The organism is Mixta mediterraneensis, from assembly GCF_030283135.1.
GTDB lineage: Bacteria > Pseudomonadota > Gammaproteobacteria > Enterobacterales > Enterobacteriaceae > Pantoea > Pantoea mediterraneensis.
Map to the genome: position 1 here is coordinate 1 of NZ_JASUAZ010000016.1, position 15,762 is coordinate 15,762.

Here is a 15,762-nt window from a genome sequence, read left to right on the forward strand (position 1 = left end):
CGTGCTGGAACAGGAGCTTTGCGGGTCGCGGTATGTACATGAAAGACAGTATAAAATATGGCGATGAGGGTGGAAAGGACTTCGGCTGCGCAGCAGACGGGCTCACGCCGCAGGCGTGCTACCGTTCCGCTAATTTTTACCCTTGCTGAGGATGCACTGTTCAGCGTGCCTGCCTTGCTCGGACAGGGATCGCTGGCTTTAGGCGCGACGCCGTGGCAAACCTTAACCCGGGTGGTATTGCCTGGCGCATCAGCCGGTATTTTTGCGGCATTGATGATTGGCTTTGGTCGTGCAGTTGGCGAAACCATGATCCTGTTGATGGCAACAGGCAATACGCCGCAAAGCGAAGGTGGTTTATTCAGTGGACTGCGCGCTTTATCGGCTAACATCGCGATTGAAATGCCTGAAGCGGCGCCAGGCAGCGCGCATTATCGCATTTTATTTCTGAGCGCTTTACTGCTGCTGATGTTTACCCTGGTGATCAACACCATTGCCGAAGTGATTCGCCAACGCCTGCGACAGCGTTACAGCCAACCTGAGACATCAGCATGACGGCGATGCGACAAAACAGCCGCTGGCGCTGGCTGACTGCCGGTGCCGTCACGGTTTGCCTGCTGGCCTTCACATTACTGATTGCGCTACTGGCGTGGCAAGGCGCGCACGCTTTTTGGCCACAGCCTGTCGATTTGTATACCTTCACGCAGCACGAAGGCCATGAAAGCCGCTTGCTTGGCGAAACCATTGAACATCAAAAACATTTTCCGGCCCCAGCCGGGGAGCAGGGCAACAGCGCAGATCAGGTGAATCGTTACCTGATTAAAACCGGCAACCGTGACTGGGATGCGCCGGATTTTCGCGTTGTTTATAGCCGCGATCCGGCAAACGTGAGCCGACCCAAAGATATTCTGCTATTGCAGCGCCGTAGCCACGGCAATGCTTATGGCTGGTTAGCCGGTCTGCGTGAAGACAATGAAGTGCTCGTTGCGCAGAACACCGATGCGCTGCTGCATCAGCGTCTGGCGCAGACGCATGCCCTGGTGCGGCAGATAAATCACATTCGTCGGATTGATATGGCGCGGCTCAATAATCAGCTGGAAATGCTGAAAGAGCAGGCCGGGCGGCAACGCCAGGCAAAACAGTTCGATTTGCAGACGCAATCAGAATATCAGGCCAATCAGGCTGCGTTGCAGCGCCGTTTTGAAAAACTCAGCGCGACCCTGGCGAGCTTACAGCATGAAAGCCAGCGAGACGTTTTAATCTTGCGCGATGTACAGGGCAACGACCACGCCATTCCGCTGTCGCAAATTATCGACGTCTGGAAACCTAACGCGCTTAATCTGAAAGAAAAGGTGCTGCACTTTTTGCAGCAAATCTGGCATTTCGTAAGCGATTCTCCCGCTGACGGCGAAAGCGAAACCGGGGCGTTTCCGGCTATATTTGGCACCGTGTTGATGGTGTTGCTGATGTCGGTGGTGGTGATGCCGCTCGGGGTGATTGCCGCCGTCTGGCTGCATGAATATGCCGGACGCAACGCGTTAACGCGGCTGGTGCGCATTGCGGTTGTGAATCTGGCAGGCGTGCCGTCGATTGTTTATGGCGTTTTCGGTCTGGGTTTCTTTGTCTGGGGCGTGGGCGGCACAATCGACCAACTGTTTTATAGCAATGCGTTGCCAAATCCGACCTTTGGTACGCCAGGTCTGTTATGGGCGGCCCTGACGCTGGCCTTACTGACGTTGCCGGTGGTAATTGTCGCCACGGAAGAGGGGCTATCACGCATTCCTGACAGCCTGCGTCAGGGTTCTTTGGCGTTGGGCGCAACGCAGGCGGAAACCTTATGGAAGATAGTGTTACCCATGGCAATTCCGGCGATGCTGACCGGTTTGATTTTAGCGGTAGCGCGCGCTGCCGGTGAAACTGCCCCGTTGATGCTGGTGGGCGTGGTGAAAATGGTGCCAGAGCTGCCTGCGGATGCGGTGTTCCCGTATCTGCATCTTGATCGTAAATTTATGCACCTGGGTTTCCAGATTTACGATTTAGCGTTTCAAAGCCCCAATATTGAAGCCGATCGACCGCTGGTGTTTGCCACCGCGCTGCTGCTGGTGCTGATCATTCTGTCGCTCAATCTGTTGGCGATGGGTCTGCGTCACCGCCTGCGCGAGCGCTATCGTCTTATGACTCAATAACAGGTTATGTCTATGATGCCCGAAACTGACATCGCGCTGAGCGTAAATCAACTCTCTCTGTGGTACGGCGAGCGTCAGGCACTGCAAGGTATCTCGTTGCAGGTGCCGAAAAATCGTATCACGGCCCTTATCGGACCTTCGGGCTGTGGCAAATCGACACTGCTACGCTGTTTTAATCGCATGAACGATGTGATCGATAATTGCCGTATCGAAGGCGAAGTGCTGCTCGATCAACAAGACATTATGCATCCGAATCAGGATCTGTCCGCGCTACGCCGTCGCGTCGGTATGGTGTTTCAGCGGCCAAATCCGTTTCCAAAATCCATTTACGAAAATGTGGTTTATGGCCTGCGCTTACAGGGCGTGCGTGATAAGCGGGTGCTGAATGAAGCCTGTGAGCGTGCGCTGCGCGCCGCAGCGCTGTGGAGCGAAGTGAAAGATCAGTTGGGGCAGAATGCGTTGGCGCTTTCAACTGGTCAGCAGCAGCGCCTGGTGATCGCCAGGGCTATCGCTATCGAGCCGGAAGTATTATTGCTGGATGAACCAACCTCGGCGCTGGATCCGATCTCCACGCTGGTGATTGAAGAGCTGATGACCACGCTCAGGCAGCACTTCACGCTGGTGCTGGTGACGCACAATATGCAGCAGGCGTCGCGCGTGTCGAATTACACCGCGTTTATGCACAATGGAGCGGTGATAGAGTTTGATGAAACCGACCGGATTTTTACCACGCCGCAGGTACGTCGTACTGAAGATTACATTACCGGGCGCTACGGTTAAGGAAGCAATAAAGGAGAAGCGTGCGCTTCTCCCTGGAAAATCAGGCGCGATCGCAGCCTTGTGGCGGCAACGGCTTGCCATCCAGCCAGGCTTTGCCGTCACGCATCACGAGTCGTCCTTCAATAAACCAGTTAATGACCTGCGGGTAAATAACATGTTCTTGCTGCTGTACGCGCCCGGTAATCGCTTCCTCGCTGTCTCCGGCAAGCACCGGCACCCGCGCCTGTAGAATAACCGGGCCACCGTCCAACTCATCGGTAACGAAATGCACTGACGTGCCGTGTTCGGTATCGCCGTTCTCCAGCGCCTGACGATGGGTATGCAGGCCAGGATATTTCGGCAGCAGGGAAGGGTGGATATTCAGTAAACGATCGTGATAGCGCGCAACAAAAGCGCTGCTCAGGATGCGCATATAACCGGCCAGCACCACCAGATCCGGCGCATACGCGTCGATTTCGGCAATCAGCTGGCGATCAAAAGCTTCGCGATCGGCAAAATTGCTGGCGGCTAACGACAGGGTCGGCACGCCAGCTTGCTGGGCACGGGTTAAACCATAGGCAGACGCTTTATTGCTGAACACAGCAGCGACACGGCCATGAATGCGCCCGCTTGCGCAGGCGTCAAGGATGGACTGAAGGTTGGTTCCGCTGCCGGAAATCAGTACAACCAGTTTCTTCATGCCTGAATAACCACACGCTCTTCGGCGTCAGACGCTTTAATCACGCCGATTTTCCACGCTTTTTCACCGGCTGCGCTCATCAGCTCAACCGCTTTGTCAGCATCCGCCGGACTCAGCGCAATCACCATGCCCACGCCGCAGTTAAAGGTGCGATACATTTGGTGACGGCTGACATTGCCTGCCTGCTGCATCCAGTTGAACACCGAAGGCCATTGCCAGCTTTTCTCGTCAATCACGGCTTGGGTATTATCAGGCAGTACGCGTGGGATATTTTCCCAGAAGCCGCCACCGGTCAGGTGCGCAATAGCATGGACGTCAATTTGCGCGATCAGGCTAAGGATGTTTTTCACGTAAATACGGGTAGGTTCAAGCAGATGATCGGCCAGCGGTTTACCGTCCAGCTGTTCAGTCAGCGGATCGGTGTTACTGACGTCAAGGATCTTACGCACCAGCGAATAACCGTTGGAGTGCGGGCCGCTTGAGCCGAGTGCAATCAGTACATCGCCGTCCTGCACTTTGCTGCCGTCGATAATTTCGGACTTCTCAACCACGCCGACACAGAAACCCGCAACGTCATAATCTTCGCCGTGATACATGCCCGGCATTTCAGCGGTTTCACCGCCCACCAGCGCACAGCCCGACTGTAGACATCCTTCGGCGATACCGGTGATCACCGCAGACGCGGTTTCAACGTCCAGCTTGCCGGTTGCATAGTAATCCAGGAAGAATAAAGGTTCAGCCCCTTGCACCACCAGATCGTTGACACACATCGCCACCAGATCAACGCCAATAGCATCGTGGTGCTTCAGATCCATCGCCAGACGTAGCTTAGTGCCCACGCCGTCGGTGCCGGAGACCAGCACGGGTTCGCGGTATTTCTGCGGCAACGCACAAAGCGCACCGAAACCGCCCAGGCCACCCATAACTTCCGGGCGACGCGTTTTTTTCACTACGCCTTTAATACGGTCAACCAGAGCGTTACCAGCATCAATATCAACACCGGCGTCTTTGTAGCTGAGAGAGGTCTTGTCGGTCACTGCGAGGTCCCCACGCGAGTTGCGGTTGGTGGTTAAAATAAAGCGCGGCAATTCTACCAGCGCAGGTAAACGTTTGCGAGCCTCAGATTGCGCGCCATGCGATTTTCATCAATCCTTAATTTGTCGCGGCAAAAATTACCGACCAGTGCAAGGACATATGGCGCAAAGCCGAAAAGGCGGTATAATCCCGCGATTTTTTTTAGCTCAACTCATTCCGGGAGAACACCAATGAAGATCGTGGAAGTCAAACACCCGCTGGTCAAACATAAACTGGGTCTGATGCGTGAGCATGATGTCAGCACGAAGCGTTTCCGTGAGCTGGCCTCAGAAGTCGGCAGCCTGCTGACCTATGAAGCCACCGCCGATCTGGAAACCGAAAGCGTTACCATTGAGGGCTGGAACGGCCCGGTGCAGGTCGATCAAATCAAAGGCAAAAAAATCACCGTTGTACCTATTCTGCGTGCCGGCCTTGGCATGATGGAAGGCGTACTGGAACATGTTCCGAGCGCGCGTATTAGCGTAGTTGGCGTGTATCGTGATGAAGAGACGCTGGAGCCGGTGCCCTATTTCCAGAAGCTGGCCTCTAATATTGAAGAGCGCTTAGCGCTGGTGGTTGATCCAATGTTAGCAACCGGTGGTTCGATGATTGCTACCATCGACCTGCTGAAAAAAGCGGGTTGCAACAGCATTAAAGTGCTGGTGTTAGTGGCTGCGCCGGAGGGTATTGCCGCCCTGGAAAAAGCCCATCCTGACGTTGAGCTGTATACCGCCTCTGTCGATCAGGGCCTGAACGAAAAAGGCTACATCATTCCGGGTCTGGGCGACGCCGGAGACAAGATTTTCGGAACCAAATAAAGTGAATAGCCGACCAGAGAGTCGGCTTTTTTTTGACAAAAAAGCACCACACATCTCAAGGGGATACATGATGACTCGTCGCGCCATTGGCGTTAGCGAACGACCGCCGCTACTGCAAACCATTCCACTCAGCCTGCAACATCTGTTCGCCATGTTTGGTGCAACTGTCCTGGTGCCGATTTTATTTCACATTAATCCGGCCACGGTATTGCTGTTTAATGGTATCGGCACACTGTTATACCTTTTCATCTGTAAAGGCAAAATTCCGGCCTATCTGGGTTCGAGCTTTGCCTTTATTTCGCCGGTGCTGTTGCTGTTACCGCTGGGTTATGAAGTGGCGCTGGGCGGTTTTATTCTCTGCGGCCTGCTGTTTTGCATCGTCGCGCTGATCGTAAAAAAAGCCGGCACCGGCTGGATCGACGTGATGTTTCCGCCAGCGGCGATGGGAGCAATTGTCGCGGTTATCGGCCTGGAGCTGGCGGGCGTGGCGGCAAATATGGCTGGTTTGCTGCCTGCCGAAGGCAGTTCGCCAGACAGCAAAACAGTGATCATTTCTCTCGTCACGCTGGCGGTCACGGTATTTGGTTCGGTGCTGTTTCGGGGCTTTCTCGCCATTATTCCTATCCTGATTGGAGTGTTGGTCGGCTACGGGCTCTCGTTCTTTATGGGTATTGTTGACTGGAGCGGCGTCTATAATGCGCCGTGGTTTGCGCTGCCAACGTTTTATACCCCGCGCTTTGAATGGGTGGCGATGCTGACCATTCTGCCTGCCGCGCTGGTGGTGATTGCCGAGCATGTTGGACACCTGGTAGTGACAGCAAATATCGTGAAGAAGGATTTAATTCGCGATCCAGGCCTGCATCGTTCAATGTTTGCTAACGGCTTATCGACGATGATTTCCGGCTTTTTTGGTTCAACGCCGAACACGACCTATGGTGAGAATATCGGTGTGATGGCGATTACCCGCGTTTACAGTACATGGGTGATTGGCGGCGCGGCGATTTTTGCCATTCTGCTTTCCTGCGTCGGCAAACTGGCGGCTGTCATTCAGGCAATACCGGTGCCGGTGATGGGCGGGGTATCGTTACTGCTGTATGGCGTAATCGGAGCTTCAGGTATTCGTGTGCTGATCGAATCTAAAGTGGATTACAACAAAGCGCAAAATCTGATCCTGACGTCCGTTATCCTGATCATTGGCGTGAGCGGCGCAAAAATACACCTCGGTGCAGCAGAACTGAAAGGTATGGCGCTGGCAACCCTTGTTGGCATTGGGCTGGCATTAATCTTTCGTGTTATCTCACTGCTGCGCCCGGAAGAAGTAGTGCTGGATACCGAAGAAAAAGGCAGCCATTAAGGTCAACATCGGGGCAGGGAAGCCTCATTCATCTCTTTTTAAAAACTGTGGTAGACTGCCCCGGTTTTTTAGCTTGTTCGCTTGCTGAGGTGCTTCTGAACACGCCGGCACAATTGTCATTGCCACTTTATTTACCTGACGACGAAACCTTTGCCAGCTTCTGGCCGGGGGAAAACCCGTCGCTGATTGCCGCGTTAAAAGGTGCACTCAGTCAACATCATGGCAGCTATCTCTATTTCTGGTCACGCGAAGGCGGAGGGCGCAGCCATCTGCTGCACGCCGCATGCGCCGAAATGTCGGCTCGCGGTGAAGCGGTCGGCTATGTACCGCTGGATAAGCGCACCTGGTTTGTGCCAGAAGTGTTAGATGGCATGGAACAGCTGGCTCTGGTGTGTATTGACAACATCGAGTGCATTGCGGGTGAAGCCGAATGGGAGATGGCGATTTTTGATCTCTATAATCGCATTCTGGAAACGGGTAATACGCGCCTGCTGATTACCGGCGACCGGCCGCCACGTCAACTCAATTTGCAACTTCCCGATTTGGCTTCGCGCCTTGACTGGGGACAAATCTACCGTTTACAGCCGCTTTCTGACGAAGACAAACTACAGGCGTTACAGCTGCGAGCCGGATTACGTGGATTTGAACTGCCAGAAGATGTGGGCCGCTTTCTGCTTAAGCGACTCGATCGTGAAATGCGTACGCTGTTTGAAACGCTGGATCGCCTTGATCGCGCTTCCATCAGCGCCCAGCGCAAACTCACCATTCCCTTTGTGAAAGAGACGCTTGGCCTTTAAAGGATCTTCAGCACCGCTTCTGGCGGTCGCCCCAGCTGTGCCTGCTCGCCATTGATCACAATCGGACGTTCAATCAGTCTGGGGTGCTCAACCAGCGCCGCGATCAACGCGCTTTCACTTTTATCGCTTTCGCTAAGCGCTAATGTTTTGTACATCTCCTCTTTTGTACGCATCAGCTGACGTGCGCTGGTCATGCCGAGTTTTTTCAGCAAAATTTGCAGTGTTTCGCGGTCTGGCGGGGTTTCCAGATAAAGCACCACGTCTGGTTCAATACCTTGCTCTTTTAACAGCGCCAGCGTTTCGCGACTCTTACTGCAGCGCGGGTTGTGATAAATGGTCACCATAATCGTTATCCTTTTTGATACTGCTTAAAACGTTGTTGTAACTGACGTAACTGGTCGATGCGAGCATCGTAACGCGCCTGCTTCAGGCTGCCGAGCGGCACCTGCGCGCTGGCTCTGCTCAATGCGGAAATCGCCTGATCGAGCTGGCCATTCAGGGCCAGGCTTTCAGCGCGCGCCGACAGTTCTTCATCACTCAAACCCTGTTGTGCCGATGCCTGCGCCAGTAAATCCCAGCCATTTGGGTCATCTTTATTCGTCCAGGTATAACGGTTAAGAATGCGGCTGGCGTTGGCGGGTTGTTTCGCTTCGACGTAAGCGTTAGCAAGGTTAAGCTGCACCACCGGACTGTTTTTTGCTCCGCTGGCGTTATTCAGCATGATTATTGCCTGCTGCGGTTGATTCAGCCCAATATCAATGTCCGACATAATATCTAGCAACCAAACGTTGCCGGGCTGTTTCGCCAGCAATGGGGCGATGATTTTTTTCGCAGCAGCAAAATCTTTCGCCTGTAAAAATTGCACCGCTTTGCCGTATTTCGCGGCCAGTTGCTCTCGCGCATTGCCGTTAGCATACTGGTCGAGCAACTCCCCGGTCAGTTGATTGCGCCCGGTAGGATACATTCCCAGCGAGCGTACCTTTGCCATATAAAAGTCTTGAGAAGACTGCACGACCACAGGCCGCATCTGGTTGGCGCGATTACGTGCGTCGGCCAGACGGCTATCAGGCAGCGGGTGGGTTAGCAAAATTTCTGGCGGTTTAGAGGAGAAGCGGGTTTGATCCGCCAGCTTTTGCAGGAAGTCAGGCATCGCTTGTGGATCGAAGCCAGCGCGTTGCAATACATGAATGCCGATGCGATCGGCCTCCTGCTCGTTGCCCTGGGTAAAACTGATAATCCCCTGTTGCGAGCCTGCCAGCGTGCCGGTTAGCGCTGCCATTCCGGCTTGCGGATTCGCCATTGCTAACAGAATCGAGCCCAACGCACCTACCCAGGTCAGGGGCGCATTACGTTTTTGATCTTCCATCGCGCGCGCTAAGTGACGTTGAGTAACGTGAGAGATTTCGTGCGCCATCACGGAAGCCAACTGGCTTTCATTATCTGTAAAGCGAAACAGCGAGGCGTGCAGCACCACATTTCCGCCGAAGAAAGCAAAAGCATTTAGCTCATCATTTTGAATCAGGAAAAAGTGAAAGGGCGTTTTTACTGCATCTGCGTGCGATACCAGCCGCTGACCGAGTTGATTAATGTACTGATTTAACAGGGGATCGTTAATCAGAGGGGCACTGGCGCGCAGCTGGCGCACGTAAAAATCGCCCATCTGTAGTTCCTGATTAATGGAGAGTGTCGATCCGGCGGTCGTGCCAATGTCAGGCAGCGAATCACTGACATCGGCTCTGACAGATGCCATGCTGGTCACGATCAGCGTAGGAATAAGCGCGGCGAGCAATGTTTTCGTTAACCGGTTCAACATGACGTAATCCTGTAGAGAAGACCTGAAATTGGACAGGTGCGCAGCAGCAATGTTCTGTTTTTTTCGGCAGTCATAACGCGTCGCGCTTATCTTAACCACAGCCCGACAGGAAAGAAATGGGGTTTACTGCCCCGGGATGCTGGTATTTGTAGCAAACCAGGGGCGCTTGCAGCAAAAAATTGAATATCTCGCCAACCTCAACCAAAGCTAAACACACGCCATATTGCGCCAGTAAGCCAGCGTTTCAAGGGAAATATTAAGGCGTGTCTGATCGCTTATTTTATAAACTCTGTTAACAGGGAGAAACCCTGTGGGATTTTAACCGAAAGGAAAATAGCTCCTAATTAAAGTTATGTAAATTCGCTCAAAAAAATTGAAGGTGGCATGATTTTTTCCAGGTTTACTCCGAAAAAATAACGGAATTTGTTCATTCTCACGCTTTGGTTTAATCACATTTTTTTATCGTGGCGGCGTAAGCGACAAATAAAAAAGCATTAATGAGTGGACTTATAAAGATGAGATAAACCACCAGTCATAATTATTAAGCGGCGGGAATAAGAGCCAGTTTTAAAAAATGTCCGGTCAGCACATCATTTAATATTTTTTTTAATCCCCTCCGTTAACTGTAACTTTAGAAACTAAAATCCTGTTTTGCCTATTTCGCCTGTGCGCTCACGTTCGTCATGCTGTGATATAGATAAGCCACATCTGAAACGCGTTGTTTTCTGGAGAGGGGAGTTATGCGTTCTGCTGTATCTTATGCACTTATCGCCATTATTGGCGGTGCCGTTGGCGCGGGCGTAACGCAAATTGTTGTGATATATGACAAAGTCGTTCGGCATTTAACTGCTGCGCCTGAATATCCAGACGATTTCTGGAGTACGCCTGCGGTAGAAGGTTACGGGAAAATACATTACGAAGCAGATGCGGCGTTTAAACCGGTGGTGGGTTTAAGCAATAAAGTGGTTTTCCAGATCAACCACAGCGATGGCGCGATGACCGCGCCTAATACCGGACTGAAGCGTGTGGCGCGTGTGGTGAATCTGTATATAGCTTCCGGTATTCCTGCCGATCAATTGCAGTTTGTCGTCTCGGTAAATGGCAAAGCAACGCCTGCGATGCTGGACAACACCCATTTCAAACAGCTTTACGGCACTGATAATCCCAATCTGAAGTTAATCAGCGAGCTAAATAAGATCGGCGTGAAAGTGTCGGTATGCGATCAGGCTGTGGCATTTCATCATTATCCCAAAAACTGGATTGATAAATCGGTAATCCATGCGCTTTCCAGCCTGACCACGGTATCAACCCTGCAAAATCAGGGTTATGCATGGTTGCTAATGTAATTTAAACAGGAGAATAAGCGATGCGTCCAGCAGCGTATATTGTAGTGGCAGCCGTAGCCGGATTTATTGGTGGTAACGTTTTACAGTTTCCACAGTTAATGGATAAAGTTAGCGGTAAGTTTACAGAGAATAAAACGGAACCCGCTGATTTTTGGAGCACACCTGCAATTGAGGGATTCGGCAAAATACATTATGTCGATACGCCAGCTTTTAAAACCGGCACGGTGGCAGGTTTGAGTAATAAAATCGTTTTCCAGATTAACCGCAGCGAAGGCGATATCCGTCGACCTAATCTGGGGCTGGAACGTGTTGCACGCGTAACGAACCTTTATTACGCTGCAGGCGTGCCGCTTGATCAGCTGAAATTTGTGGTATCAATTAATAGCGATGCGGTGCCTGCCGCACTGAGTAACGATCAATTCCGCAAAGCATACGGCGTGGATAATCCAAACCTGAAACTGATCGGCGAGCTGAAAAAAGCCGGGGTTCAGGTATCAATCTGCGATCAGTCAGTCGCTTTCCACCACCTTGAGCGTGAATGGATTGATCCGATGGTGACGCATACTATTTCCAGCGGAACCACCGTTGCGACGCTACAAAATGAAGGTTATGCCTTCCTGATGTTGTAACGCCTTAACAATGCCATCTCAGCTGCTTTTAGCGCTGATTCCCTGCGCCCTGTCGTTAAAAAACAGGGCGCAGCAGTGAGGATCGCCGCGCCCTGGGGAGATCAGGCAGACTGAACGTAATCCAGCACGATGTCATGGTGATTCGAGGTTTTAAAATCGTCGAAAACTTTTTCGATTTTGCCATTCGCATCAATCAAAAAGCTGATACGGTGAATGCCATCATAGGTTTTGCCCATGAAGGTTTTCTCGCCCCAAATGCCGAACTGCTCGCTCACCTGATGATTTTCATCAGACAGCAAGGTGAAATTCAGCAACTCTTTCTCGATAAAGCGTGACAGCTTTTCGGGCTTATCGGTACTGATACCCAGTACCTCTACACCGGCCATTTTCAACTTATCCATATTGTCACGCAGACCACAAGCCTGCACGGTGCAACCTGGCGTCATCGCCTTCGGGTAGAAGTACACCAACACACGCTGTCCCTGGAAGTCAGTCAAATTGACCTGTTCGCCGTCCTGATCGGGCAGGCTAAACTTCGGTGCGGGATCTCCGGCTTTCAGTGGATTCATCACATCTCTCCATTTTTTAATCATGCTGTGGGTAATACACCATCCGGCGCGTAACTGCCAAATGGAAAATTACCATCAGGGGTATTTCACCGCATAGCTTTTCATCGTTATGCAGCAACGCAGAGAAATAGCTCCGGTTTACCACGCGCGCAATACAGTTAGCGCGAGGAGGCTATCTGCTCGACGCTGTCTCTGTCCGACAGACTATAAAGACGCAGTGTACCTTGGGCATTCAATTCCTGACAGAGCGCATTAAAAGCCTGCTCAAAAGGCCCGCCTTCGTTACGCGTTGGGCTGTGGGCAGTCATTTGAATATAGAGCGTGGGGGGCTGATTGTGTTGAGCAGGGGTGATGCGCGAAACCAGCTCAGCAATGTTCATCTGATGTTTATCGATTAAATCGGTAAAGCGTTCAATGATATGTGGCGAATCGGGGACTTCTACCTGCACCAGGGCGGTATCGGGCATAGGGGGGCGCGCTCTGGCATTGGTGCGTTTCATTACGATCAATAATTCCAGCTCGGCACCTTTCAATGGCAGCGTCGATTCGATCAGCGTAATGGCGTTCCAGCTACCAGACAGCAGCATAATAAAAGTGAATTCATCCCCCAGCATGGCAAGTCGGCTGTCTTCAATGTTGCAACCGCAGCTGCTGACATGGCGGGTAATCGTATTGACGATACCCGGACGGTCAACACCCAGCGCGGTGATGACCAAATGGTGGGGCTGAGATTGCGGCAAAATGGGATTTCCTGTGCATTCGCTAATAACCATAAGGTAAACATAAAAAAAACTGCTGACAAGCGCGGGAATGGCGTGGCTTGCTTGCTTTTCACTAAGCGTAAAACGTACCATGAAGCACTTGTTTGTCGAGGGGATCGCCAATGTTTACGGGAAGTATTGTTGCACTCATCACGCCGATGGATGACAAAGGTAATGTCTGCCGTGCGAGTCTGAAAAAACTGATTGATTATCATGTCGCCAGCGGAACCGCAGCGATTGTTTCTGTTGGCACGACCGGCGAATCAGCCACGCTGAGCCATGATGAACATGGCGATGTGGTGCTACAGACGCTGGAACTGGCTGACGGACGGATTCCGGTCATCGCCGGAACGGGTGCCAATGCCACCGCTGAAGGTATCTCTCTCACCAAACGCTTCGAAAATTCCGGGGTGGTCGGATGCCTGACCGTCACGCCGTACTACAACCGTCCAACGCAGGAAGGATTGTATCAGCATTTCAAAGCTATCGCCGAAAGCACCAGCCTGCCGCAGATGCTGTATAACGTGCCGGCGCGTACCGGTTGTGACATGCTGCCGGAAACCGTAGCGCGCCTTGCTGAAATCAAAAATATTATCGGAATCAAAGAGGCCACGGGGAACTTATCGCGGGTTAATCAGATCCAAGAGCTGGTTGATGATGAATTCATCCTGGTCAGCGGTGACGATGCTACCGCGCTGGACTTCATGCAACTGGGCGGCAAAGGCGTCATTTCTGTGACAGCGAACGTCGCTGCACGCGAGATGGTTGAATTGTGCGCGCTGGCACAGCAGGGCAATTTCGCCGAAGCGCGCCAGTTGAATCAGCGTCTGATGCACCTGCACCAGACGCTTTTCTGTGAACCCAATCCTATTGCGGTAAAATGGGCTGCGAAGCAGTTAGGATTAATCGCTAACGACACGCTGCGTCTGCCGATGACGCCACTGACAGCAGCAAGCCAGCCAAAGGTAGAGCAGGCGCTGGTTAAAGCGGGTTTGCGATAATTTAGGGAGAATGAATGAATTATTCAGTTAAGCGGTCAACAGTTGCCACAGTGGTGGGGCTTTCCACGCTGATGCTGTTGTCGGCATGTTCGAGCGATCAGCGTTATAAGCGTCAGGTCAGTGGTGATGAATCCTATCTGAAAGCCAGTGAATTGCACGAACTTAAAGCGCCAGCCGGTATGATCCTGCCGGTACAGCGTGGTGATTACGATGTTCCCCGCACCGCCAGCAATGCACCGGTCGGTAAACAACTTGACATCCGTCCACCGGCGCAGCCTCTGGCGCTGATGAACGGCACGCGTGCCCAGTTCAGCAACAATACCGGCGCGCTAATGATTGAAAACAGCCATGGCTCAGTCTGGTCGCAAGTGGTTAATGTAGTGCAGTCCTACAAATTCCCGATTGCGTCGCGTAACGATGCAGGCCAGGAGCTGACTACGGATTGGGTGCAGTGGAATCGTGCGGATGAAGATAACCAGTATCGTGGCCGGTATCAGATAAGCGTGCAGTCGCAAAGCTATCAGCAGGTATTGACCGTGCGTCTGCTTGAGCTGCAGCAGACAGGCAAAACCGTTACTTCACCGGTTCAGATCCAGCGCTATACCGCCCAGATGCTGAATGATATTAGCACTGGTATGGATAAGATCGACACCGCCAGTGAAAGCGCTGCAGCAGGTCGTGTCAATGGCACTATTGATGTACAAAGCGGCGCCGATGATACCGGCTTGCCAATGCTGGTTCTGCGTACCCCGTTTAATGTGGCATGGCAACGACTGCCAGGCGCCATGAAACGTGTAGGCATGGAGGTTACGGACAGCAACCGCTCGCAGGGCAGCCTGAACGTGACCTATAAAGCACCGGGCAGCGGTACATGGGATGAAATAGGTGCCAAAGATCCTGAACTGCCAAACGGTGATTACAAAGTGCAGGTCGGCGATCTGGATAACCGCAGCAGCCTGCAGTTTATCGATCCCAAAGGGCATGTGCTGACCCAGTCGCAAAATGATGCGCTGGTGGCTGTGTTCCAGGGCGCGCTGAACAAATAAATTGCCCCAGGCCGGAGATTCTCCGGCCTTTTTATTTTGTTTTTGGCATAATAGCGCGCGGCGAAGTAAACGATTGCGTAGACGCAATCGCCGCAGCGGCTCAAGCCGTTGAACACCCGTTATTTCATGTCTGGAGTTAACAAGATGCAAAAGCGAGCTGAGTTGTATCGCGGTAAAGCGAAAACCGTATACAGCACCGACAATCCGGATTTGCTGGTACTCGAATTCCGCAACGATACGTCAGCAGGTGATGGCGCCCGAATCGAACAGTTTGATCGTAAAGGAATGGTAAACAATAAATTCAACCATTTCATTATGACCAAACTGCAGGAAGCGGGTATTCCGACGCAGATGGAAGCACTGCTTTCTGATAACGAAGCGCTGGTGAAGAAGCTGGATATGGTACCGGTTGAGTGCGTAGTGCGTAACCGTGCGGCCGGCTCACTGGTCAAGCGTCTGGGTGTGGAAGAGGGTATGGTGCTTAATCCCCCGCTGTTCGATCTTTTCCTCAAAGATGACGCCAAACATGACCCGATGGTCAACGAATCTTATTGCGAAACCTTTGGCTGGGTGAGCAAAGAGAATCTGGCACGCATGCAACAGCTGACTTTCAAGGCCAACGAGGTACTGAGCAAACTGTTTGATGACGCGGGCCTGATCCTGGTCGATTTCAAACTGGAGTTTGGTTTGTTTAACGGTGAAGTGACGCTGGGTGACGAGTTTTCCCCGGATGGCGCACGCCTGTGGGACAAAGAGACCATGGACAAAATGGACAAAGACCGCTTTCGTCAAAGTCTTGGCGGCCTGATCGAAGCTTATGAAGCGGTTGCGCAACGTCTGGGTGTGAAACTCGACTGAGTGGCTGGCGCACGACCTGATGTGTAGAAAGGAGAGCTTCGGCTCTCCTTTCAT

At 52.3% G+C, this 15,762-nt stretch carries 16 protein-coding genes and 1 pseudogene; 11 read left to right on the forward strand and 6 right to left on the reverse strand.

The features are described 5' to 3' along the window. Positions 1-117: 117 nt before the first annotated feature. The 3 genes and pseudogenes from QRY16_RS11485 to pstB form a co-directional block, all read left to right on the forward strand. Positions 118-552: pseudogene (locus QRY16_RS11485) on the forward strand (ABC transporter permease subunit); the annotation flags it as partial. Next, positions 549-2,183 carry a phosphate ABC transporter permease PstA gene (gene pstA / locus QRY16_RS11490; protein ID WP_289776658.1) on the forward strand — a complete coding sequence of 545 codons (1,635 nt, stop codon included), beginning with the start codon at positions 549-551 and terminating at the stop codon, positions 2,181-2,183. The pseudogene QRY16_RS11485 and the gene pstA, both read left to right, overlap by 4 nt. Before the next feature lie 12 nt (positions 2,184-2,195). Then, positions 2,196-2,963, forward strand: a complete 768-nt coding sequence (gene pstB / locus QRY16_RS11495) for a phosphate ABC transporter ATP-binding protein PstB (protein ID WP_193404623.1) — start codon at positions 2,196-2,198, stop codon at positions 2,961-2,963. Positions 2,964-3,003: 40 nt separating this feature from the next. Here pstB and purN read toward each other — a convergent pair whose 3' ends face one another. Beyond that, entirely contained in the window at positions 3,004-3,642 is a 639-nt protein-coding gene (gene purN / locus QRY16_RS11500; RefSeq protein WP_193404624.1) for a phosphoribosylglycinamide formyltransferase, read from the reverse strand. Next, positions 3,639-4,679: a phosphoribosylformylglycinamidine cyclo-ligase gene (gene purM, locus QRY16_RS11505; RefSeq protein ID WP_289776659.1), complete on the reverse strand. Its 1,041-nt coding sequence runs from the start codon at positions 4,677-4,679 to the stop codon at positions 3,639-3,641. Before purM ends, purN begins: the two co-directional genes overlap by 4 nt. 228 nt (positions 4,680-4,907) lie before the next feature. On the opposite strand from purM, the gene upp reads away from it, so the two are divergent. From upp to hda, 3 genes are all read left to right on the forward strand, one after another. Beyond that, positions 4,908-5,534, forward strand: a complete 627-nt coding sequence (upp, locus tag QRY16_RS11510; RefSeq protein WP_289776660.1) for a uracil phosphoribosyltransferase — start codon at positions 4,908-4,910, stop codon at positions 5,532-5,534. Positions 5,535-5,604: 70 nt separating this feature from the next. After that, positions 5,605-6,888 carry a uracil permease gene (gene uraA, locus QRY16_RS11515; RefSeq protein ID WP_289776716.1) on the forward strand — a complete coding sequence of 428 codons (1,284 nt, stop codon included), beginning with the start codon at positions 5,605-5,607 and terminating at the stop codon, positions 6,886-6,888. Positions 6,889-6,983: 95 nt separating this feature from the next. Continuing rightward, positions 6,984-7,685, forward strand: coding sequence for a DnaA inactivator Hda (gene hda / locus QRY16_RS11520; protein ID WP_202987387.1), 702 nt, complete (start codon positions 6,984-6,986; stop codon positions 7,683-7,685). Here hda and arsC read toward each other — a convergent pair. Together arsC and bepA are read right to left on the reverse strand one after the other, a co-directional pair. After that, the gene (gene arsC / locus QRY16_RS11525) at positions 7,682-8,029 is read right to left on the reverse strand and encodes an arsenate reductase (glutaredoxin) (RefSeq protein WP_193404628.1); all 348 of its coding nucleotides are present in this window, start codon (positions 8,027-8,029) and stop codon (positions 7,682-7,684) included. The two genes, hda and arsC, sit on opposite strands and share 4 nt — an antisense overlap. Positions 8,030-8,034: 5 nt before the next feature. Then, on the reverse strand, positions 8,035-9,498 hold the full coding sequence (gene bepA / locus QRY16_RS11530; protein ID WP_289776661.1) for a beta-barrel assembly-enhancing protease: 1,464 nt from the start codon (positions 9,496-9,498) through the stop codon (positions 8,035-8,037). A gap of 740 nt (positions 9,499-10,238) precedes the next feature. On the opposite strand from bepA, the gene QRY16_RS11535 reads away from it, so the two are divergent. Both QRY16_RS11535 and QRY16_RS11540 read left to right on the forward strand, forming a co-directional pair. Continuing rightward, positions 10,239-10,844, forward strand: a complete 606-nt coding sequence (locus tag QRY16_RS11535) for a DsrE family protein (protein WP_289776662.1) — start codon at positions 10,239-10,241, stop codon at positions 10,842-10,844. A 20-nt stretch (positions 10,845-10,864) separates the two neighbouring features. Next, on the forward strand, positions 10,865-11,473 hold the full coding sequence (locus QRY16_RS11540) for a DsrE family protein (protein WP_289776663.1): 609 nt from the start codon (positions 10,865-10,867) through the stop codon (positions 11,471-11,473). A gap of 101 nt (positions 11,474-11,574) precedes the next feature. On the opposite strand, the gene bcp is transcribed toward QRY16_RS11540, so the two are convergent. Both bcp and QRY16_RS11550 read right to left on the reverse strand, forming a co-directional pair. Further along, positions 11,575-12,042 carry a thioredoxin-dependent thiol peroxidase gene (gene bcp / locus QRY16_RS11545; RefSeq protein ID WP_193404631.1) on the reverse strand — a complete coding sequence of 156 codons (468 nt, stop codon included), beginning with the start codon at positions 12,040-12,042 and terminating at the stop codon, positions 11,575-11,577. Positions 12,043-12,200: 158 nt separating this feature from the next. Next, a complete protein-coding gene (locus QRY16_RS11550) occupies positions 12,201-12,782 on the reverse strand; it encodes a glycine cleavage system transcriptional repressor (protein WP_419776124.1) in 582 nt (193 codons plus the stop codon). Between the two features lie 143 nt (positions 12,783-12,925). On the opposite strand from QRY16_RS11550, the gene dapA reads away from it, so the two are divergent. The 3 genes from dapA (at position 12,926) to purC (ending at position 15,708) form a co-directional block, all read left to right on the forward strand. Beyond that, the gene (dapA, locus tag QRY16_RS11555; protein WP_289776664.1) at positions 12,926-13,804 is read left to right on the forward strand and encodes a 4-hydroxy-tetrahydrodipicolinate synthase; all 879 of its coding nucleotides are present in this window, start codon (positions 12,926-12,928) and stop codon (positions 13,802-13,804) included. Between the two features lie 14 nt (positions 13,805-13,818). Beyond that, positions 13,819-14,850, forward strand: coding sequence for an outer membrane protein assembly factor BamC (gene bamC, locus QRY16_RS11560; RefSeq protein ID WP_193404634.1), 1,032 nt, complete (start codon positions 13,819-13,821; stop codon positions 14,848-14,850). Positions 14,851-14,994: 144 nt separating this feature from the next. After that, positions 14,995-15,708 carry a phosphoribosylaminoimidazolesuccinocarboxamide synthase gene (gene purC / locus QRY16_RS11565; protein ID WP_193404635.1) on the forward strand — a complete coding sequence of 238 codons (714 nt, stop codon included), beginning with the start codon at positions 14,995-14,997 and terminating at the stop codon, positions 15,706-15,708. Positions 15,709-15,762: the final 54 nt, after the last annotated feature.